The sequence below is a fragment of the Bacillus sp. FSL K6-6038 genome (assembly GCF_038050455.1).
Taxonomy (GTDB): domain Bacteria; phylum Bacillota; class Bacilli; order Bacillales; family Bacillaceae_G; genus Bacillus_A; species Bacillus_A pseudomycoides.
Genome location: NZ_JBBOUH010000001.1, coordinates 1158521 through 1180763 on the forward strand (window position 1 = coordinate 1158521; position 22243 = coordinate 1180763).

Consider the following 22243-nt stretch of genomic DNA (forward strand, 5'->3'; position numbering starts at 1 on the left):
ATTGGAAATGTACTTTGATAATTTTGATTGGATTAAAATTTGGATTATCCATTATCGCTTTAATCGGTTTTAAGCTTTTTTTAAGAAATAGCCAGTATCATATGATTTGCATATCTATTCTACAAATCCTATTTTATCCCGTAAAAGCCCGATTGGTCGGGCTAATAATCAGTGGGGATGAAAAAACCCTCCACTGATTAAAGTTTCACTTTATTTTTTACCACGTTTAAGTACCTATTCCTCTTGTCTATATTACTCTTAAGAGGAGAAATAAAGAAATAAAGTAAAGAAAATGAAAGAACAGTTATATGTGGAAATATTTCAAAATACGTAAAAATTTAATGATGGTGTAATAGGACTGGCATCTCACTATCATTATTCACTTAACAAACTACTTTCTTATCATTAAAAGAAAAACAGGAATTGAGATAGATGCGGCTGTGGATTTTGAAAAATAAGTTGCTTTTCCAAATAAATTTGCTATGTCGAAAATTCATTTGGAATTATGGATATGTAATTTATGTTGAAGGTGGAATGTATGAAAAACAAAGTTTCAGAAATTACTATATTAAGAAGTTTAGCATGTTTAAGTGTAGTTCTCATACATGCCATAACACGAAGTTCTGCAAATTTTGCATCTGAAAATACAATAGATGTATTGGTATCGTATCTTCAATTACTACTTATGTACGGTACACCTATGTTTGTTTTTATATCTGAATTTGTAATAGCTTATAATTATAGGGATAAAGTACCTAATCAATTCATTTTAAAAAGAGTAAAATTTATTTTATTGCCTTTTATATGTATGGGTATTTTTTATGCAGCTATTTCAAATTATACGAATGGATTCCATGCAATCTTAGTACAATCTATAAGAAATATTGTATTAGGAGAGTTCCATGGCTATTTTGTTTTAATTATATTTCAGTTCTACTTTTTGCACATTATTTTTAATAAAATTGAGAAGTTTTTTTCTCCTAAATTTGTTCTTATTTTCTCGTTACTGATTAATTTAATCTACTTAGGCTTTTTTAATTTTATTCAACCGTTTGATATTCCATATGCAAATGATATTTGGTATTACTACTCTTGGATTCCATTTCCAGGCTGGATCATTTACTTCTTTATTGGATATTATGCAGGTGCTCATTATGAATACTTTAAAACATGGCTAAATAAAAACCGTAAATGGATCATCTCTTCATGGATATTAACAGGAATCATCGTTATTCTTTTTCAACATTTTAATATTTTAACTGTTACTAGTTCTAAAAGAGTGGATGTTCTTTTATTTACAATATCTACAATACTGGTGCTTTTCCATATTGCATCAAAAATAAAACATGTACCTAAATTTTTAATACTAATCAATCAATACTCATTTGGAATTTATTTGCTACATCCGTTTTTTCATCGGACTATATCTAATGTGATATTAGCAAAAATGCCTCAGTTTAATACTCTTTTTGGCACAATAAGTATTGATATGTTGGTTGGTATACTATGTCCAATTCCTATGGTATATCTCCTAAATAAGACAAAAATAGGTCCATATATTATAGGGAAAATAAGGGTTAATTCAAAACAAAAGTTAAAAAGTAGATGGTTTCATAGTACAAAGTTTCATGAAATGTAGTACCACGTATTATTGGTGGACTACTATATACGGATTTCCTATTAACTATAGTAGTACTTTCCTAATATCAAAATTGTTACCTGTCTTTTACTTACAACATCGGATATGATGTACAACCATATACATTTCAACCATTAGAATTGGAGCAAATGATAACTAAAGTGAAACTTGAATCAGCGGAGGGAGTTTATCCCCGCTGATTAGAGTTTCACTTTATATTAGGACTCTTTTTTGCTATTAGGTGAGAATGGGAACACCATCGTAATGGTTGTTCCTTTTTCAATTTCACTTTCAATGGAAATCGTACCGTTATGTGCAAGAACAAGTTGTTTTGTAATCGCTAAGCCAAGGCCTGTTCCTGCGTTGTTTTCTTCAGTATTTGTACCGCGGTAATATCGTTCAAATAAAAGCTCTTTCGTTTGCTCATCCATTCCTTTTCCATTATCAGAAATAGAAAGTGTAAAAGATTGTTTATTCTGTCCAAGTTTTACAATAACATTTGTTGTTTCATTATTATGCTTTACTGCATTTGCTAATAAATTCTCAATGATACGTTGGAACCATTTTTCTTCAATAGAGTAATGAATTGCATTGGAACTAGGAACAAATTCTATGTTTTGATTTTGAAGTGTCGGGTTATTAATAAATTGTAACAAGACTTTTTGGACAAATTGATTAATCTCAACTTTAACGTGCTGAGAGGGAATCGCGTTGTTTTTTAATTGGTAAGTTAAGCTTAGATCATCAATTAATGTTGTCATATATTGAGATTTTTCTCGTATAACACGACCGAATTGTTGAATGTCGTTATCATCCCAGTTATATTGTTTCGATTCTAGTAATAGAGAGTACCCATAAATGGAACTGAGTGGTGTTTTTAAATCATGAGTGAGGCCAGTAATCCATTCCTCACGTGTTTGTTGAATAACTTGTCGTATGGACTCATTTTTTTTGAGTGTAATAGAAAGGTGCTCTAGAGCATTTGTTACATCTTTAAACAGTCTGAATGACCATTTTTCTTTACCTGAGCGCCGGAAGCGAACTGTTCTTCCTTTTTTACTTACCGGTTCTTCATATTTTCCACTAGCTATATTTTTGAGCCAACGCATTGTGTGTAATAATGGTTTACCAAATTTTCTTCCGTACCAAATAGAAAGAATAACTAAGTAGACAAAAGCGATTAGAATAATAACTCCAAATCCTATGAATATTTTTTTTGTTAATAAATCTTCATTCATATCAGATGGATAGTAATGATCATTTTTTACTGTTATGGTAAATAAGGTTTGGTCCTCTGGATTATATAAACTCGAGATATTTTCTTTGTGATTCCAAGGCTCTTTTTCAGAAAGTACAGCTTGAATGGCTGAAAAGGAGTTTCTTTTTGTTTTAGGATAAGCAAAAATCTCTTCTCCTTGTGCGTTAAATATTTGCAGCGTAGCACCTTCTGCGGTAAGCTGTTTCTTTTCTTTTTCTGTTAAAGAAAATTCAGCTGATAATGGTGAACCGTGTTCTTGTTTTAACTCTTGAAGTAAAGTATTACTCTTTAGCTTTCCACCATAAATCACAATTGCTGTCTTCTCTTTAACTTCAATGTCCCAATACGTAAATTTGTAAGGGCTTTGTATATGATGCTGCAAATAAGCAACTAATGTTGTTTTTGTATAAGAACCAGGAACATCTTCAGGAGTATTGAAGTCATAGAGTACCTTTCCATTTTTATCGACAATTTGAAGCCAATCATTTTTCTCCTCAATCATTTCTTTTACCTCAGAACTTAATGTAATACGTCCGTTTTCTGAAGAAACATGCTGAGACATAGTAAAGTTATCAAACTCTGGAACATTTGGTTCATAAAGGGTCGTACTAAAAAGATGCCCCAGGTAGACGAAAGCGACGATGACTGCAATGAGTAAAGTAAACAAGACGAAAATATGTTGTATAATAAATTGTATAATAATCCTTCTACTTAAATTCATAGTTGGTACCTACTTTGCGATGAATTTATAACCAAGTCCGCGAACAGTTTTTATGTACTCCGGGTTACTTGGGTCAAGCTCAATTTTTTCACGTAGTTTTCGAATATGAACCATAACTGTGTTGTCATCTCCATTATAGGCAGGAGCCCCCCATACTTTTTCGTATATTTCTTCTTTTGAGAACACGTAATTAGGATGTTCACAGAAAAAGAGTAGTAGTTGAAAGAGCTGAGCTGAACATTCCACAATTTTCCCATCTACTTGTAATTCAGCTGCATGTTTATCGACCTGAAATCTCCCAAATGAAATAAAGTGTGTCTCTTTCATAGGTTGTGTAGTTTGTTTCATATGTCTTCGAAGTTGAGCTTTCATACGAGCGACGACTTCCAGTGGATTGAATGGTTTTGTAATATAGTCGTCTGCCCCGTATAAGAAACCAGATACTTTATCTAAATCAGATGATTTTGCTGTTAGGAAGAAAATTGGACAATCTGTTTTTTGACGAATAATTGGACAAATGTCAAAACCAGATTGCCCGGGAAGCATGACATCTAAAATCATTAAATCATAACGATTTTGTTCTACGAATTGTAAAGCTTCTTCTGCAGATGTAGCAGTTGTAATATGAGAAAATCCTTCTTTTTGTAGAATAGTAGTTAATAGTTGTAAAATTGCCGTTTCATCATCAACAAGTAAAACATTTGCATTATACAATCTGAATCGCCCCCTATTTTCATCGAATATCATAACATTTTATTGTAAGTTATGGGATTTTTAAGGAAAATTTAAGGTTTTCTTTGCTTAAAAATAAGATTCGAATGATATGATAAATGTAACATAGGGGAGGAGATGAGTGTGAATCCGTTTTGTTCGATGCGAGCCAGATATTTTTTGATTGTATTTACACTACTTGTTTTGATTGAACGTATTAGTAAACAATTGTTAGAGAATACATTTCATATATCAATTTCTTCTTTTGCAAGCACACTTGTACTCTACATATTTCCATCACTTTGGTTATGGTATCAATGTAAGCGCCATCGTATTCCATTTACTTTATTTGTGAATAGAAGAGAAGCATTTAATCTTTTACAAGTTTTAATGATTACGGGAATGCTATGCCTTTTTAGTTATGGATATCTTGTATTGTATATGTATAGCTTTGTATGGATTACACCGGATTTTATTATAAATATATTACATGAACCGATTATAGGGAGTGCAGGCGGATACATATATCAATTTATAATAATCGTACTAGTAGCTCCTATTGTATGTGAATTTGTATTTAGGGGATTTCTATTTCAGCGTTTTGCAGCGAAATGGGGAACCGGAAAAGCGATGGTTATTGTAGCGATTCTTTTCGGATGTTTTCATATTGATTTCCTCAGTGCTGTCATGTTTAGTATCGTACTATCAATTGTATACATTCGGACGAAAAGCTTACTGATGCCGATTAGTATTCATATGTTAAATAATGCAATCGTACTTATTACATCTTTTATGTTCAGTAAGGAAGAAATGATAAGCTTCGCAGATTTTTCTAATCAAACTCCATTTTTTACAGGACTTATTATTTTTATCATTGGATTAAATTTAGTACTCGTCTTTTTGTTCGTGAATCGTCGTTATATGAATAAAGAGGTGCCGGTAGTATATATGAATAAAATGAGAGAGTTATAGGTTAGAGAACGTAGAATTTATTGAATAATAAAAAAGATATACCTATTTTTTTTAGGCCGGAGAGAGAATCCGTCTATGGATAGAAGCGGTCAGAGCCTATTTCATCCTCATGCTAAGTGAAAATAAAAATACAGGTCACCTTTTGTTTTCATAGTGGCGATTTGTATGTTGGAAAATCAAAAAAGATTTATATAGAAAGGAATGGATATGATTCTATGAATGAAACAATTCAATCAAATAAATTGTTTTATGTGATTATGGTGAGTTTAATTGTGATTACAACAGTGAATGTAGGCTTTCGCTGGAATGAAGCATACTTTTTTGTTTATTTAGCACTTCATCTTCTAGGGCTACTATGCATTGGGGGCGGTATTGTAGTTGAGAAAAGAAGTGAAGATGGGATTAATTATATATGTGTACTTGGTCTTATACTACTTCTAGCTGTACAAGGAATTATGAAATATAGCTTCATTTCTTTTCAGGATTTAAGTTTTTTTATTAACATTTTTCAATAAGGAGTGCTGATTGGTATTGTCGAAAAAACAAGTTGGATATGTAGTTGTTTTACTTGGATTTATCTTAATTCTTGTAGGGAAGGTTTATCTAAACCATTATGAATACGGGAAATATATAAGTGGTTTCGGTCTTGTTTGCTGGATTGCGAGTGCGCTTCTTATTCCAACATATGAGCCGAAGAAACATACAGAGAGATAAAGTGAAACTTTAATCAGTGGGGGGTTCTTCATCACCCACTGGTTAAAAGCCCTCACCAATCGGGCTTGTACTGCCCGTTAATGCGGGATAAATAGAGAGTGTAGAATGGATAGGTTTAAAGTTTCGTAGCATAGTTTATATAGAATAATATGTGTGAAAAACCTCTTCGAATGATGAAGAGGTTTTTATAATGCATTTTTAATTTTCTCAAGCACTTTTTTACTGTTAAAACCGCGTTCTCCCATACCGAAGACTTCGATTAAACGATCATTTTCATCGAGTAGATAGGAGTTAGAAGTATGAATATAGAGTCCGCTTCCTGGATCGCGGTACTGAAAGTTAAATGTATCTGCTAGTTTTTTCGTTTCATCTTCATCACCGCGCAGTAAGTGCCACCCTTTCGTTTTTTTCATTTCAAACGTGTTGGCATATGTAGTTAATATTTCTTTTGTATCGAACTTAGGATCAATGGTAATTGTAATAAATTCAATTTTTTTACCAAATAGTTTATCCTTTTCTAGTTCGTCTCGTAAATGCTTCATTTTGTATGTAGTAACGGGACAAATATCAGGGCATTTTGTGTATATAAATTCTACGAGTTTAAGCTTTTTTGGTAGTTGATCAAAAGATAGCGTTGTACCATTTACATCCTCCATAACGATTCCACGTGGTATTTCAGCAGAAGCTTTACGATAATCTGTAAAATAGTAAATTCCAATTCCAATTACGATGACTAAACCTAATGTAAACGTAATATAAATTTTTTTCAATTTCCATCCTCCTCCTAATTTTATTTTATAAGAAAAATCCGAAAATTTATGGGGAGGGATTGAAAATTGCATGACAATTCGATGTATTAGCTTGTTCTATTTTAGGAGGAACGAACTTACAATAATAAGAGACAGGCAGCATAGAGGAGGAGATACCGTGAAGAAGGTTGTGAAGTGGTCACTTTTTTTGTACGTTGGTTTTGCATTATTTATATATTGGTATTTATTTGGATGGAATCATGAAATTATTCCAGATATGTATAAAGGAACGAGTGCTGATCCAGAGACGTTTATGAATGCAAAGGAACTTACATTAAGTCAAGATTATTCGCGTGTGAAAAATTTACTCTTTTTTTTAGCGACGCCTCTTGAATGGATTATTTTATTGTTTGTGCTTGTTTTAGGTATATCAAATCGTTTTGAAAAATGGTCAAAAGAAACGACGAAAGTACGGGTTATTCAAGTTGCTATCTATCTCTTTTATTTATCATTGCTTACAACCGTTCTTGCATTGCCTCTGCAATGGATGGGGCATCAAATCTCAATTGATTACGGTATTTCAACGCAATCCACAGCGAGTTGGATAAAAGATCATGTAATTGATTTTTGGGTAAATTATATTATGATGTTTCTCGTTGTTTCTGTTCTTTTATGGCTGATTTATAAATTTCCGAAGCGGTGGTGGCTAGCTGGTTGGGCTTTGTCAGTACCGTTTACAATCTTTTTAACCTTTGTACAGCCCGTTGTAATTGATCCGTTATACAATGATTTTTCTACATTGCAAAATAAAGACTTAGAGAAGAAAATTTTAGCAATTGCGGACAGGGCAGATATTCCAGCTGAGCATGTATATGAAGTGAACATGTCTGAAAAAACAACGGCCCTAAATGCATATGTGACAGGAATTGGATCGAATTCTCGAATTGTATTGTGGAATACAACGCTCCAGCAGTTAAAAGATAAAGAGATTTTATTTATTATGGCTCATGAAATGGGACATTACGTGATGAAACATATATATTGGGGTGTGGCGAGTTATATTGTGTTAACGTTTGTAGGGATGTATTTGATTAGTCGTATTATCAACATGTGCCTCAGAAAATGGGGAGATACATTGCACCTATCAAAGATGGCGTGCTTATCGATTATCCCATTATTTTTTCTTATCTCCTCTGTGTTATCTTTTGCAGTAAGCCCGCTATCAAACTACGTATCACGTATAGAAGAACGGGCAGCTGATCTATATGCTTTAGATATGACGAAAGATGGAAAGTCTGGTGTAAAGACGTTCCAGTATTTATCGAAAACAAGTTTAAGTCAAGTAAATCCACCGGCGTTAGTGAAGTTTTTCTTATATACACATCCGCCAATTTTTGAAAGAATTCATGTGTTTGAGGAGTATGAGAAGCAGAAGAAATGAGGAGTAGCGGTGACGCTGCTTCTCATTTCTTTGCGTATAAGTTTAGGAAAAGAGCGTCCGTCCATGGATAGAAGCGGTCAGAGCCTTTTTTCGCCCGATGCCATGTGAAAACAAAAGAGAGGATATCAATTTTTGTTTTCATAGCTGTGATTTATATGCGGAAATCCCAAAAGTATGAAGTATTTTTTGTGAAATTTTATCATTTTAACTGAGAAGCCCTCTCCTCTAAACGAAGTGAAGGTGGGGAGAGTTCAATTAAAAGTTACAGTTACGAAAGGAGCTAAAAGTTAGAGGCTTAAAGAACGATTCCTCTAACTCTATCCTTCTTTAGTTATATCATATTTCAACAATTGTCGTTTATCATAGAACTTCTCATAAATAATACCCATTAAATAGAAAAATAATAGACCAAAACAAATATGGATGAGTGTAAATTTAGCTCCAAATGAAGAAAATTCATACACCATAACCGGTAATTTTGCAGTTGTCCAAACTCCTAGAAAAAATACAATGTATCGTATGCTCGCTCCTTTTTTTAATAAAAGTGCCGCGATTGGAAAAGCAACATAGAGGGGACCAGCTGCAATTCCTCCTAATAATAGGGAGAATAAGATGCCATAGATGCCAGATTTTTCCCCCATATATTTAATTAATGTTTCTTTCTTCACCCACTGGTCAAGCAATCCTACGAATATTAAGACAGGAGGAAGTAGAAACAGCATATCTAAAATACTTTTTCCTGTTAATTGAAATGCGTTCCATCCCAACGAATGGTTTATAAAAGTACATATAATGAGCCCAAATAATAAAATGAAAAAGAAACGATATCTTCTTAATTCATTCATACCATCACCACCCAAATAATATACGAGAATATGAGAGACATTAACAATGCAGATGCATTACGAGAATAAGCAAAACTTCGCCCAAATATCTTTTGTTCCATCGGTAAAGTTGTGATTCCTACTGACATTAATGTAGACATTAATGCCGCAACTTGAGGGAGGCCCGCACCATTTTGGACTAATGTATTTCCAAGAGGAAACACAACAAAGCTTGGAATGAGTGCAACAGAGCCAATTATTGCTGAATAAACAATACCGATGAATCCAGATTTTTCCCCAATGATGGAAGAAATGAAGGAAGGCGTTAATATAGATAGTGATAGTCCAACGAAAAGCATAATTGATAGCATGGAAGGTATAAGATTACGAAACATTTTCCATGACTTTAATAGAGCATCTTTTGTTTTATTCCGATCCTTTACAAAAGAAATACTGATAAGAATAATGGCTAAAGAGTAAAGGAGAGCGCCATTAATCATGATTAGACTCTTTCCAGTCTTTATATTTGTCTAAGAAAAATGATAAGTTTTTAATTTTTTCTTCAATATCTATTTGAAACTCTTCTAATTGTTTTTTTCCCACTGTAGTAATTTTGTACATCTTTCTCGGCTTATCTTGATCAGATGTGTCCAAATAAGACTCAACAGCACCTTCGTTTTCTAATTTTTTTAGGGTGCGGTATATAATGGCACTATCAATTGGATTGATGGGAAGCTCTTCTTCACATTTCTGCAGAAGTTTCCCTCCATAGCTATCTCCCTCTGTTAAAAACAGCAAAAGAAATGCACCTGTATGTCTCCCTGTATGTTTCATAAAACATCTAACCTCCTTAATGAAATGTGAAAAATAGTTTTGTTATTATAACAGCAATATATCACTGTTAATACCATTATACTGTCATTAACAGTGGTATGTTACTGACAGTATAAACTTAATATAATTTCATGTCAATTCTAAAATAAACAACATGTTTTTGATCAAACTTTATTCCAAAGCTACAACAGGATCTGTCCATGCATAGAAGGATCAGTACCTATTTTCGCCCCATGCCATGTGAAAACAAAAGAGAGGATGTCACTTTTTGTTTACATAGCCGTGATGTATATGTTAGAAAATCAAAATAGATTGTTTAGGAAAAAATATTTTTATGTAAAATATGGTAAAATATATAGGTGGCTATAACGGGGAAAACGAGTATTTCTATATTGCCTTTTATCATCTTTATTTTTTACAATGATGCTTTACATTGTAAAAGGAATGAGGATTGCAAATGCCACTTCGTGAGAATAAATGGCTTTAAGTATCTTTACGATTTTTTACATTCCATTCATCTTATTGTATATTTAAAATTGAGAATATTACGAAACTTGGAATGTAAATGTTCGTTTTAAACTAATGGGGGTTGTTTATATTGTTTCAAAAGAGCGCCACAAATAGGTTATTCCAAACAAAATCATCGCCAGCTATAAAAATGATCATATCGATGTCTATTTTTGGCTCAATCGGATTTTTTTCAGTGAAAACAAATTTACCATCATTTGAATTAGTATTTGTTCGTTGTATTTGTGCCACTATATTTTTAACGTTATGTTGGATTGCAACAGGTCAGTTTAAAGAAGAAAAGTGGAATCGAAAAGAAATACTGCAAATATTAGCGTGTGGTGTCTTTCTTGTTTTTAACTGGGTGTTTCTGTTTAAAGCTTTCGAAGTCATGTCAGTGACAATTGCAATTTCTGTGTATCATCTTGCACCAATTATCGTATTAATGATTGGGAGTGTCGTGTTTAAAGAAAAGTTAACAGTGCTATCTGTTATTTCAATTGTTATTTGTTTTCTCGGTACTGTTTTAGTAGCGGGAGTAGATGGAAGTGTTTCGATAGAAAAGTTAATGTCCTCTGGGATGGTTTGGGCACTTCTTGCAGCATTATTTTATGCATTTACCACCTTGTTAGGGAAAGGAATTAAACAAACAAGTGCATATGCAATGACATTTTTGCAAACTTTTTTAGGGATATTTCTGTTACTACCATTTGTAGACTTTGGAGCGTTTCAAGGGTTAACAGAGAGTAATTGGATTGCGATTACAGCGACAGGACTTATTCATACTGGCTTTGTTTATTACTTATTTTTTGATAGTTTAAGAGATTTACCAACAAGGCTCATTTCTGTATTAGTGTTTTTGGATCCAGGTGTAGCTATTTTACTTGATACAGCATTTACAGGGTTTCGTCCGACCACGATGCAGACAGCGGGAATTATTTTGATTTTTGTTGGGATGGCGTTTACTTTTCAAAAATCCAAAACAAAGACAGTAGTATTAGAGGAAAGTAAAACATAATCAACAAAACGAGTGCAGTTGTTATATAACAACTGCACTCGTTTTGTTTTAGTAAAGGGTAACAGGTAAGAGCTTTAAATATGCTGCAAAATACGATGCTACCTCATTTACTAGTAAGAAAAGTGCCGGTTTTGAATAGATGGATGTTATAGAAAAAGGATAAATTTTCAAAAAACTCCTTCACTTTCAGGAAATTTGTTATATAATATAAAATATAAAATCAAATCTGTTATAAAACAGTTTACGAAGGGGATGCTAATATGTCGACGCAAACTTCGCGGGTTACACTCGCTTTAGAAGTATTACCGGCGTATGGAGAAATTTTGACACCGGAAGCGCTCACTTTTTTAAAAGAGCTGCATGAGAATTTTAATACACGTCGTAAAAATTTACTGCAAAAACGTGTGGAAAAGCAAAAAAGAATTGATGCAGGGGAGTTTCCAAGCTTTTTACCAGAAACAGCACATATACGTGCTGGAGATTGGACGATTGCCCCGCTTCCAAAAGATTTAGAAGATCGTCGTGTGGAGATTACAGGACCGGTAGATCGTAAGATGGTTATTAATGCTTTAAACTCGGGCGCGCATCTCTTTATGGCAGACTTTGAAGATTCTAATTCGCCAACGTGGCAAAATGCGATGGATGGCCAAATTAATTTAAGAGATGCAGTGAAAGGAACGATTTCATATAAGAATCCTAATGGCAAGGAATATCGTTTAAGTGATAAAACAGCTGTACTTATTGTGCGTCCGCGCGGCTGGCATTTAGAAGAAAAACATATGTTAGTCGATGGAGAAAAGATGTCAGGTAGTCTCGTTGATTTTGGTTTGTACTTTTTCCATAATGCAAAAACATTATTAGAAAAAGGAAGCGGACCATATTTTTACTTACCGAAAATGGAGAGCTATTTAGAAGCGAGATTGTGGAATGATGTTTTTATTTTTGCACAGAAATATATCGGGATTCCGAATGGAACGATTAAAGCAACAGTGTTATTAGAAACAATCCACGCTTCTTTTGAAATGGATGAAATTTTATATGAACTTCGTGACCACTCAGCAGGATTAAATTGTGGGCGCTGGGATTATATTTTTAGTTTCTTAAAAAGCTTTCGTAACCATAACGAATTTCTACTTCCGGACAGAGCGCAAGTTACGATGACGGCTCCTTTTATGCGCTCATATTCTTTAAAAGTGATTCAAACGTGCCATCGCCGGAATGCACCAGCGATTGGCGGAATGGCAGCACAAATTCCGATTAAAAATAATCCGGAAGCAAATGAAGCTGCTTTTGAAAAAGTGCGTGCTGATAAAGAACGTGAAGCTTTAGATGGACATGACGGGACTTGGGTTGCCCATCCGGGACTTGTATCTGTTGCGCTGGAAGTGTTTAATCACATTATGAAAACACCGAATCAAATTTTTAGAAAGCGTGAAGAGATTGATGTAACAGAAAAGGATTTGTTAGAAGTACCGGTGGGAACGATTACAGAAGAAGGGCTTCGTATGAATATTAGCGTCGGCATTCAATATATTGCATCATGGTTAAGTGGTCGCGGGGCAGCACCGATTTATAATTTGATGGAAGATGCGGCAACTGCAGAAATTTCACGAGCACAAGTGTGGCAATGGATTCGTCATGAAGGCGGGAAACTGGATGACGGACGTAAGATTACATTTACTTTAGTAGAAGAGTTCAAGGTGGAAGAACTAGCGAAAATAGAACGAGAGATTGGCAAGGAACAGTTTGAGAAAGGTAGATTTGTAGAAGCAACAAAGCTTTTTACTAATTTGGTGCGTAATGATGAATTTGAAACATTTTTAACATTACCAGGTTACGAGATTTTATAAAAGGAAAAGGGGATGGAAGAGATGAAAAACGAAAGAGTACAAAAGTTACAAGAAAGCTGGGAGTTAGATGAACGTTGGAAAGGGGTAACACGTCCTTATTCTGCTGAGGATGTAATTCGTCTGCGCGGGTCAATTGATATTGAGCATACGCTAGCACGCCGCGGGGCAGAGAAGCTTTGGGAATCACTTCATACAGAAGATTATATTAATGCGCTTGGCGCGTTAACAGGAAATCAAGCGATGCAGCAGGTGAAAGCAGGATTAAAAGCAATTTATTTGAGCGGTTGGCAAGTGGCAGCGGATGCTAATCTATCCGGGCACATGTATCCGGACCAAAGTTTATATCCAGCGAACAGTGTACCAGCTGTTGTAAAGCGTATTAATCAAACATTGCAGCGTGCAGATCAAATTCAGCATATGGAAGGAAGCGGTGATACAGATTATTTTGTACCAATTGTTGCGGACGCTGAAGCAGGATTTGGCGGGCAATTAAACGTGTTTGAACTAATGAAAGGTATGATTGAGGCAGGCGCGTCAGGCGTTCACTTCGAAGATCAATTATCTTCAGAAAAAAAATGCGGACATTTAGGCGGAAAAGTATTACTACCAACGCAAACAGCGGTACGTAATCTAATTTCTGCTAGACTTGCTGCGGATGTAATGGGCGTGCCAACAATTATTGTAGCAAGAACGGATGCAGATGCTGCGGATTTAATTACGAGTGATATTGATCCAGTTGATCAAGAATTTATTACAGGAGAGAGAACACCAGAAGGGTTCTACCGTACAAACGCAGGGCTTGATCAAGCAATTGCGCGCGGTTTAGCATATGCACCGTATGCAGATCTTGTTTGGTGTGAAACATCTGAACCGAATTTAGAAGATGCAAAGCGTTTTGCGGAAGCAATTCATGAGAAATATCCAGGGAAATTACTAGCGTATAACTGTTCACCATCTTTTAACTGGAAACAAAAATTAGATGAAAAAACGATTGCAAACTTCCAAAAAGAAATTGCTTCATACGGATACAAATTCCAATTCGTAACACTTGCAGGATTCCATGCATTAAACTACGGTATGTTTGAACTCGCGCGTGGCTATAAAGAGCGTGGTATGGCAGCATATTCTGAATTACAACAAGCAGAATTTGCAGCAGAAGAGCATGGCTATTCTGCAACGCGTCATCAGCGCGAGGTTGGAACAGGCTACTTTGACGAAGTAGCACAAGTGATTACAGGCGGAACATCTTCTACAACGGCTCTGAAAGGGTCTACGGAAGAGGCACAGTTTACGAAGTAAGTGAGGAAGTGGGTGTCCTTTAAGGGCACCTGCTTTTCTTTTGTATGTATCCCGCTGATGGAAGTTTCATTTTATTATGAAGTAAAAATTGTACTAGTGATACTGTATTTTATGAGGGGTACCAAAAATTAGAAAATTAGAATTTCAAAAAATATTGTACATTCTATTTTAAGTATGCTATGATTATCTCAGTTGAATAACTAAATCAAGCAATCCATATATTATCAAGTGCTGAAAACGAACGAGAAAAAGTATGTGAGAACTGTTTTATGTTTCGTATTTGATAATGTGTGGATTCTTTTTTTATGTATGAAGACTAAAAAAACTTATATTTTCTTAGGAGGAAATAATTATGACAGTAACAGGACAAGTAAAATGGTTTAACAACGAAAAAGGTTTCGGTTTCATCGAAGTTCCAGGCGGAAACGATGTATTCGTTCACTTCTCTGCAATCACAACTGAAGGTTTCAAATCTTTAGAAGAAGGCGAAAAAGTTAGCTTCGAAATCGAAGATGGCAACCGCGGACCTCAAGCTAAAAACGTTGTAAAACTATAATTTTATAGTACGTGATAAAAAAGGATGGCATATGCCATCCTTTTTTTGTTGAGAATTTTGTAATCATCTTTCCATTCGAGTTTGAGCGTAGCAAAAAAACTTCCTTTACAATTAAGCCAACGATTGTAAAACATCTACCGAAAAATAATAAACAATACAAATGGATGTATTTAATATTAGAATAACTTTTTATATTACGATCTTTAATATTGAACATGTACCTTTCATGTAAATATTAAATGAAAAAACAAGTGAATCTATTTTCTATTAGTAGACAGTAATACTTCTACTTCAAAATTGTACAGAAAGTAAAGGATTTAGATGAGAAGTAAATTATTCGTAAAGGACTGATTGATAAGGATTTCTGTTAGTAAGTGCGGAAAGCTGTTTATTAATTAAAGTTTTATTTTTCCTGTAAGAGAGATACGTAAATGGGTGTGGAAATATATACGGAATAGGTAATTTGTACAAGTTTATTGAATCATATATGTGAAACAAGATTTTGTTATGTTACAAATATTTCAAAAAAGAAAATTTCTGTTTTTATATAACAATATATCTTTTTCCTGTAGAGAAATATGGAGATTTTATATAGATATTTATATGAAGGAATATTATGAAATTTTAAAGTTTTATAAGAAAATGTAAAATATTTGAAAATATTAACTATTTTGGGTTTTGGGTGGTACAATTATCCATGCAGCTGCTGTTATGGATTGTAAGAAAAAATAATGAAGGAGCGAATGTAAGATGGGTGAACAAGTAGAACGCTACGTCGAAAACTATGTCGTAAACAAGAACACTATGGCCTTACTTCCAGTTATTTTAGGAGAAAAACGTATTGTAACGCGAGTGGTTGAAGTAGAAGACTCTTTTTTTATGTTTCAAAAGCCGCTTGATATTGTCGAACGAAGTTGCCGCAAGCACGGATCTAGTTTTTTAGGTAGAAAAGACGGTACAAAAGAGTTAACACGTATTACGCACAAAGCACCCATTGCGATTAGCCCGACAGATCAACTTTACTTTTTTCCTACGTATTCTTATTCTAGAAAGGAATGTGCCTGGTTGTCTCACTTCCATATTGAAAACAATAAAGAATTAGCAGATGGTAACTTAATCATTCGATTTATTAATGGCCTCGCAGTGAAATTAGAAATATCAAAGAGTAGTTTCGAGAATCAGCAAAATCGAACCGCAAAACTTCGGACAGAGTATGAAGATCGTAAAGATAAACAAAGGGGGCTTCATTTTAAGCAAGTCGATAAGGAATATATATCTACATTGAAACCTGCGTATGAAAAAGCATATCTTGTGAAAGAAGAAGACGAAAAGGAATGATAATTGATAGGTGGAAAGGATGGGACAACCATCCATGGTCATGAAGTTAACAAAAATAAACCAGATGTTTTTCAGCATCTGGTTTATTTTTGTTAGATATAGGTATGAGAAGTAAAATGTTGATTCAAACCATCAGAAGAAAGAGAAACACCAGTTGTCTCAAACCGCTTATGAGCCACTTCAAGAGTTTCAGTAAGTGAGGGTTCTTCTTTTTTAATGTTTAAATATTTTTTTGTTGAAATAGCCTCTTTGTATTACATATTAATTAACGATAAGTGGTGTTATATTAACTTCTAAATAAATGTCGAATTTATCAGAAAATTGTATATTTTTGTCTTGTTATACCTTATGTTTAGTGTTAAACTCATAATCACAAAGAGAGTAGTTGCAAATGGCCTCCTTTAAAATAAAGAGACTGAAAATTCAGCTTTTTTAATTTTCATCTGATTGACGTGTATGTTTACTACTCTTTCTTTTATATATTAAGCATTAAAAATTGATATTTCGGTACAGATAGGAGGGACTATAAAATAGGAGGTCTATCCAAAAGTTGGTATTTATCCATGTTGGAACAACTGTTAGGTTTCTTTAATTACAAAATTGGTTACAAAAGTTACAAAAACTATTTTTATTGTTGAAATAGTCCTAATATTACGGGTGAGAGCATGAAAAATGCCTTTAAGAGGGAGGTGAAGGGTTCTGGTGAATAAAATTGTGAATCATTAAAAAGGTGCTATCAAACTTGGACATAATGATGTTATGAATCTAATAATAACGGAAAGTAATATGAATAAACCAATAGCACTTAAATGAAAACATTATTAACCAGAAATTTATGCTCACAATAAGATGGCATATATGATACAACTTAAGATTTTGAGATTTGATAGGAATGGTGAGAGAATATAATTTTCCTAGTTGTAATACTATCATGATATGTTAGAGATGTAAATATTAAAATTAATAGATTTAGTGTTACATTAGAAAAAATGAAGATGTATGGAGAGTAGAAGAATCATTTATAGAGATCTATTTTCAAGCTTTTAAGCTTATAACAGTCGAAAGAGAAAAATACCATCAGCCTATTGAGTCATTGTCATAGCATATTCATATTAGAAGCCATCTAAAAATAATTGATAGGAGAATGATATGGTAAAAAGAGTAACTTCGATTTTTTCAATTCTAATGCTTTTTATGTTTACAATAGGTCAAAGTTTAATGCCTATAATAGCAAATGCACAAGAGTTAAATACAACAGGATTTGTGGATAGTTTTAAGATTGATAAAACAAAACTAAGTTACGGCGAACAGGCTAAAATAAATGTAACTTTTAGTGATAAATCTGGAAATAATATGAAGTCTGGAGATACACTAACATTAACGCTGCCCCCAGAATTACAAGGATTTAACGGAACGATTCCGTTAAATGATGGGCAAGGTAATAATTTTGGTACTTGTAAAGTAAGTGCAGGTAATGTGGTATGTACATTTAATGATATTGTGGAGAAACTTCACAATATTAAAGGGCATTTTAATTTTACAGTTCAAGCGACTGATGTAGGAACGGATCAAACGAAAAATGTTGAAACAAATTTAGGCACAACTTTAGATAAGCAAACTGTAACGATTACCGGTCCAACCAGTGGTGGTGGTACAGGCTCTAAACCGTTTTTCTACAAAACTGGTGATATTCAACCAGATACCCCGGATGAAGTGCGTTGGTTCTTGAATATAAACTTAAACAAAGAATATTTAAGTAGAGATATTGTTGTGTCTGACAGTTTGCAGGAAGGTCAAACACTTAATAAAGATAGTTTTCGGATAACAGTTAATGACAGAGAGTCTTTATCAATTAAACAATTTGAAGATCAACGTTATGGATATGTTCAGTTTAATGACGACGGTCATTCATTTAAAGTCGTGATTAATTGGAATATGGGAAGTGCTAGGTCTTTTACCGTTTTTTATACAAGTACTATAACGGAAAGCGGAAAGAGCCAAGAATCTTTTAAGAATGATTATAAGATTGATTATCAAATTCTATACAAACAACCGGTTTCTGAGTCGGGTAGTGCCACAGTCACAAATATAACATCTGGTGGTGGTGCTCAAGGTGATTTACCTCCTAAAGGAACATTAAGAATTGTTAAGCACCTTGGAACGGATGAAGACAAAGTAATACCGAATGTCTCGTTTAAGTTGTATAAAGAGTCAGGTGAACAAGTTGGAGATGTATATGTAACGGATGAAAAAGGAATAATTGAAATTCCTAATTTACAATCAGGTAAATATTATGTGCAAGAGGTTTCAGCTCCAGAGTATATTGATTTCAATCCTCAGGAAAAAGTAAGTTTTGAAGTTAAATCAGGTGCTGTAAATGGAGTTAAGCTGCCGATTTCGAATAAAGTGAAAACTACATTCATTACAGGAACAAAAATATGGAAAGGCGATAATGCGACAGAACGTCCGAAAACAATCAAAGTAGACTTACTACAAGATGGTCAGGTCATCGCAACGCAAGAAGTAAGCGAAGCAACAGGCTGGAAGTATGAATTCAAAGACTTAGCGGCATACAATGCAGATGGCAAAGGATATAAGTATGAAGTAAAAGAACAACCAGTAGATGGATATCAAACAGAAGTCAAAGGTTATGACATTATAAATACAAAAGTGGTACAAATAACAAAAGTAGAAGGAACAAAAACGTGGAAAGACGATAATGCGAAAGATCGTCCGAAAACAATCAAAGTAGACTTACTCCAAAATGGTCAGGCCGTCAGCACGCAAGAAGTAACAGAAGCAAGCGGCTGGAAGTATGAATTTAAAGACTTAGCGGCATACGATGCGAATGGCGCTGCCTACAAGTATGAAGTGAAAGAACAAGCGGTAGATGGGTACAAAACAGAAGTAACTGGTTACGACATCACAAATACAAAAGTAGGTCAAACAAAAGTAGAAGGAACAAAAACGTGGAAAGACGACAATGCGAAAGATCGTCCGAAAACGATTCAAGTAGACTTACTTCAAAACGGTCAAAAGATTGATACGAAAGAAGTAAGTGAAGCAACAGGTTGGAAATACGAATTTAAAGATTTAGCGGCATACGATGCGAATGGAGTAGCCTACAAGTATGAAGTGAAAGAACAACCAGTAGCGGGATATCAATCAGAAGTAACTGGTTACGACATCACAAATACAAAAGTAGGTCAAACAACAGTAGAAGGAACAAAAACGTGGAAAGACGATAATGCGAAAGAACGTCCGAAAACGATTCAAGTAGATTTACTTCAAAACGGTCAAAAGATTGATACGAAAGAAGTAAGTGAAGCAACAGGGTGGAAATATACATTTAAAGACTTAGGGGCATACGATGCGAATGGAGTAGCCTACAAGTATGAAGTGAAAGAACAACCAGTAGCGGGATATCAATCAGAAGTAACTGGTTACGACATCACGAATACAAAGGTTGGCCAAACAACCGTGGACGGAACAAAAACGTGGAAAGACGACAATGCGAAAGAACGTCCGAAAACGATTCAAGTAGACTTACTCCAAAATGGCAAATTGATTGATACGAAAGAAGTAAGTGAAGCAACAGGTTGGAAATACGAATTTAAAGATTTAGCGGCATACGATGCGAATGGAGTAGCCTACAAGTATGAAGTGAAAGAACAACCAGTAGCGGGATACAAATCAGAAGTAACTGGTTACGACATCACAAATACAAAAGTAGGTCAAACAAAAGTAGAAGGAACAAAAACGTGGAAAGACGATAATGCGAAAGAACGTCCGAAAACGATTCAAGTAGATTTACTTCAAAACGGTCAAAAGATTGATACGAAAGAAGTAAGTGAAGCAACAGGGTGGAAATATACATTTAAAGACTTAGGGGCATACGATGCGAATGGAGTAGCCTACAAGTATGAAGTGAAAGAACAACCAGTAGACGGATATCAATCCGAAGTGAACGGTTACGATATCACAAATACAAAAGTAGGTCAAACAAAAGTAGAAGGAACAAAAACGTGGAAAGACGATAATGCGAAAGATCGTCCGAAAACAATCAAAGTAGACCTACTACAAAATGGTCAGGCCATCAGCACACAAGAAGTAACAGAAGCAAGCGGCTGGAAGTATGAATTCAAAGATTTAGCAGCATACGATGCGAATGGCGCTGCCTACAAGTATGAAGTGAAAGAACAAGCGGTAGATGGTTACAAATCAGAAGTAAACGGTTATGACATCACGAATACAAAAGTAGGTCAAACAAAAGTAGAAGGAAAGAAAACGTGGAAAGACGATAATGCGAAAGATCGTCCGAAAACAATCAAAGTAGACCTACTACAAAATGGTAAAGTGATCGCAACGGAAGAAGTAAGTGAAGCAAGTGGATGGAAGTATGAATTTAAAGATTTAGCGGCATACGATGCGAATGGTGTTGCCTATAAGTATGAAGTGAAAGAACAACCAGTAGTAGGATATGAAGCAAAAGTGAATGGTTATGACATCACGAATACAAAGGTTGGCCAAACAACCGTAGAAGGAACAAAAACGTGGAAAGACGACAATGCAACAGATCGTCCGAAAACGATTCAAGTAGACTTACTTCAAAACGGTCAAAAGGTTGATACGAAAGAAGTAAGTGAAGCAACAGGGTGGAAATATACATTTAAAGATTTAGCAGCATACGATGCAGACGGCGCTGCCTACAAATATGAAGTGAAAGAACAACCAGTAGATGGATATCAAACAGAAGTCAAAGGTTATGACATCACGAATACAAAGGTTGGCCAAACAAAAGTAGAAGGAACGAAGACGTGGAAAGACGATAATGCGAAAGATCGTCCGAAAATGATCAAAGTAGACTTATTCCAAAATGGAAAATTGATTGATACGAAAGAAGTAAGTGAAGCAACAGGTTGGAAATACGAATTTAAAGATTTAGCAGCATACGATGCAGATGGCAAAGCCTACAAGTATGAAGTGAAAGAACAACCGGTAGATGGATATCAAACAGAAGTAAATGGTTATGATATCACGAATACAAAAATCAAGGACGAACCAGGTGTAGATCCAGACAAAGATCCAGACAAAGATCCAAACAAAGATCCAGACAAAGATCCAGACAAAGATCCAAACAAAGATCCAGACAAAGATCCAAACAAAGATCCAGATACAAATACAAACATAAATAGCGATCCAAAAGTTCCACCTACTAAAGAAAATGATAAGACGACAGCATTACTTCCTAAAACAGGTGGAACACCAACGGAAATGATTTCAATTATTGGAGGTATGGTATTGTTCGTTTTAGGTGGATTCCTATTCGTTCGTCAACGAATGAGATAATAAACAACTGGTTCTGGTGCAAGAAATCTATCAAACGTGGACATGCTGATCCTAGTAACTTAGAAAGACTGGAGATTATGTATATCAAAGTCAAATGATTTCAAATAGAAACTATCAAGGTATTATCTTGTTAATAGTAAGTGACTTAGTGAAGATAATAGGAGAACATAGATTATCTAATGCGTATACCCGATTGGTGAGGGCTTTCCATCAGTGGGAGATGAAGACCCCTCACCGGTGGAAGTTTCACCTTATAGCGTGCCGTTGATTCAGAAGGAAAACTGATTTTTATTTAGGAAAAACAAGAGATCATAAGGCCGCAAAGCGCTTTTTCAAGAAAGCTTTGCGGCCTTTTCATATTTCAAATCCGTGTGCTATCACTCTACACAAGTATCTGGCGTAGAGTCGAAGGAAGAGAAAAAGATACCAGCAAGCATTGCGAAAAGACAGGTGAAATATCTAA

Annotated in this window: 17 protein-coding genes; 11 read left to right on the plus strand and 6 right to left on the minus strand. The window is 34.6% G+C overall.

Features of this window, described 5'->3' with window-relative positions:
- The first annotated feature begins 538 nt into the window (after positions 1-538).
- Positions 539-1639, plus strand: coding sequence for an acyltransferase family protein (locus NSQ40_RS05910; RefSeq protein WP_239500255.1), 1101 nt, complete (start codon positions 539-541; stop codon positions 1637-1639).
- A gap of 218 nt (positions 1640-1857) precedes the next feature.
- Here NSQ40_RS05910 and NSQ40_RS05915 read toward each other — a convergent pair whose 3' ends face one another.
- Positions 1858-3618, minus strand: coding sequence for a sensor histidine kinase (locus NSQ40_RS05915; RefSeq protein ID WP_033795940.1), 1761 nt, complete (start codon positions 3616-3618; stop codon positions 1858-1860).
- A gap of 9 nt (positions 3619-3627) precedes the next feature.
- Positions 3628-4332: a response regulator transcription factor gene (locus NSQ40_RS05920; protein WP_003195844.1), complete on the minus strand. Its 705-nt coding sequence runs from the start codon at positions 4330-4332 to the stop codon at positions 3628-3630.
- 141 nt (positions 4333-4473) lie between these two features.
- Between NSQ40_RS05920 and NSQ40_RS05925 the strand changes: the two genes are divergently transcribed.
- From NSQ40_RS05925 to NSQ40_RS05935, 3 genes are all read left to right on the plus strand, one after another.
- Positions 4474-5301: a CPBP family intramembrane glutamic endopeptidase gene (locus tag NSQ40_RS05925; RefSeq protein WP_033795939.1), complete on the plus strand. Its 828-nt coding sequence runs from the start codon at positions 4474-4476 to the stop codon at positions 5299-5301.
- A 215-nt stretch (positions 5302-5516) separates the two neighbouring features.
- On the plus strand, positions 5517-5816 hold the full coding sequence (locus tag NSQ40_RS05930) for a hypothetical protein (RefSeq protein ID WP_026008640.1): 300 nt from the start codon (positions 5517-5519) through the stop codon (positions 5814-5816).
- A 10-nt stretch (positions 5817-5826) separates the two neighbouring features.
- A complete protein-coding gene (locus tag NSQ40_RS05935; RefSeq protein WP_003206100.1) occupies positions 5827-6015 on the plus strand; it encodes a hypothetical protein in 189 nt (62 codons plus the stop codon).
- Positions 6016-6200: 185 nt separating this feature from the next.
- Here NSQ40_RS05935 and NSQ40_RS05940 read toward each other — a convergent pair whose 3' ends face one another.
- Positions 6201-6785: an SCO family protein gene (locus NSQ40_RS05940; RefSeq protein WP_018766572.1), complete on the minus strand. Its 585-nt coding sequence runs from the start codon at positions 6783-6785 to the stop codon at positions 6201-6203.
- A 157-nt stretch (positions 6786-6942) separates the two neighbouring features.
- On the opposite strand from NSQ40_RS05940, the gene NSQ40_RS05945 reads away from it, so the two are divergent.
- The gene (locus NSQ40_RS05945; protein ID WP_258248176.1) at positions 6943-8205 is read left to right on the plus strand and encodes a M48 family metallopeptidase; all 1263 of its coding nucleotides are present in this window, start codon (positions 6943-6945) and stop codon (positions 8203-8205) included.
- A gap of 317 nt (positions 8206-8522) precedes the next feature.
- Here the strand turns inward: NSQ40_RS05945 and NSQ40_RS05950 are convergent, their stop codons facing one another.
- Genes NSQ40_RS05950 through NSQ40_RS05960 form a run of 3 tightly spaced genes read right to left on the minus strand, consistent with a single transcriptional unit; the run spans position 8523 to position 9863 of the window.
- Entirely contained in the window at positions 8523-9050 is a 528-nt protein-coding gene (locus NSQ40_RS05950) for a permease (protein WP_018782645.1), read from the minus strand.
- On the minus strand, positions 9047-9529 hold the full coding sequence (locus NSQ40_RS05955; RefSeq protein ID WP_016113725.1) for a hypothetical protein: 483 nt from the start codon (positions 9527-9529) through the stop codon (positions 9047-9049). Before NSQ40_RS05955 ends, NSQ40_RS05950 begins: the two co-directional genes overlap by 4 nt.
- On the minus strand, positions 9522-9863 hold the full coding sequence (locus NSQ40_RS05960; RefSeq protein WP_003195853.1) for a PadR family transcriptional regulator: 342 nt from the start codon (positions 9861-9863) through the stop codon (positions 9522-9524). Before NSQ40_RS05960 ends, NSQ40_RS05955 begins: the two co-directional genes overlap by 8 nt.
- A gap of 598 nt (positions 9864-10461) precedes the next feature.
- On the opposite strand from NSQ40_RS05960, the gene NSQ40_RS05965 reads away from it, so the two are divergent.
- The 6 genes from NSQ40_RS05965 to NSQ40_RS05990 all read left to right on the plus strand — a co-directional run bounded on the left by NSQ40_RS05965 (position 10462) and on the right by NSQ40_RS05990 (position 21780).
- On the plus strand, positions 10462-11388 hold the full coding sequence (locus NSQ40_RS05965) for a DMT family transporter (protein WP_033795938.1): 927 nt from the start codon (positions 10462-10464) through the stop codon (positions 11386-11388).
- A 260-nt stretch (positions 11389-11648) separates the two neighbouring features.
- The gene (aceB, locus tag NSQ40_RS05970) at positions 11649-13238 is read left to right on the plus strand and encodes a malate synthase A (RefSeq protein ID WP_003195855.1); all 1590 of its coding nucleotides are present in this window, start codon (positions 11649-11651) and stop codon (positions 13236-13238) included.
- A gap of 21 nt (positions 13239-13259) precedes the next feature.
- Positions 13260-14537 (plus strand): isocitrate lyase, encoded by a 1278-nt coding sequence (gene aceA / locus NSQ40_RS05975; protein ID WP_018766564.1) that lies wholly within the window; start codon positions 13260-13262, stop codon positions 14535-14537.
- Positions 14538-14889: 352 nt separating this feature from the next.
- A complete protein-coding gene (locus NSQ40_RS05980; RefSeq protein ID WP_003195857.1) occupies positions 14890-15093 on the plus strand; it encodes a cold-shock protein in 204 nt (67 codons plus the stop codon).
- 750 nt (positions 15094-15843) lie between these two features.
- Positions 15844-16431, plus strand: coding sequence for a competence protein ComK (locus NSQ40_RS05985; protein ID WP_003206092.1), 588 nt, complete (start codon positions 15844-15846; stop codon positions 16429-16431).
- Positions 16432-17580: 1149 nt separating this feature from the next.
- Entirely contained in the window at positions 17581-21780 is a 4200-nt protein-coding gene (locus NSQ40_RS05990; protein ID WP_258248177.1) for a Cna B-type domain-containing protein, read from the plus strand.
- The last annotated feature ends 463 nt before the right edge of the window (positions 21781-22243 follow it).

Coding starts and splice junctions, on each gene's coding strand:
- NSQ40_RS05915 (WP_033795940.1), bottom strand. CDS start 3,618: ATGAATTTAAGTAGAAGGATTATTATACAATTTATTATACAACATATT.
- NSQ40_RS05930 (WP_026008640.1), top strand. CDS start 5,517: ATGAATGAAACAATTCAATCAAATAAATTGTTTTATGTGATTATGGTG.
- NSQ40_RS05990 (WP_258248177.1), top strand. CDS start 17,581: ATGGTAAAAAGAGTAACTTCGATTTTTTCAATTCTAATGCTTTTTATG.
- aceB (WP_003195855.1), top strand. CDS start 11,649: ATGTCGACGCAAACTTCGCGGGTTACACTCGCTTTAGAAGTATTACCG.
- NSQ40_RS05960 (WP_003195853.1), bottom strand. CDS start 9,863: ATGAAACATACAGGGAGACATACAGGTGCATTTCTTTTGCTGTTTTTA.
- NSQ40_RS05910 (WP_239500255.1), top strand. CDS start 539: ATGAAAAACAAAGTTTCAGAAATTACTATATTAAGAAGTTTAGCATGT.
- NSQ40_RS05955 (WP_016113725.1), bottom strand. CDS start 9,529: ATGATTAATGGCGCTCTCCTTTACTCTTTAGCCATTATTCTTATCAGT.
- NSQ40_RS05985 (WP_003206092.1), top strand. CDS start 15,844: ATGGGTGAACAAGTAGAACGCTACGTCGAAAACTATGTCGTAAACAAG.
- aceA (WP_018766564.1), top strand. CDS start 13,260: ATGAAAAACGAAAGAGTACAAAAGTTACAAGAAAGCTGGGAGTTAGAT.
- NSQ40_RS05980 (WP_003195857.1), top strand. CDS start 14,890: ATGACAGTAACAGGACAAGTAAAATGGTTTAACAACGAAAAAGGTTTC.
- NSQ40_RS05950 (WP_018782645.1), bottom strand. CDS start 9,050: ATGAATGAATTAAGAAGATATCGTTTCTTTTTCATTTTATTATTTGGG.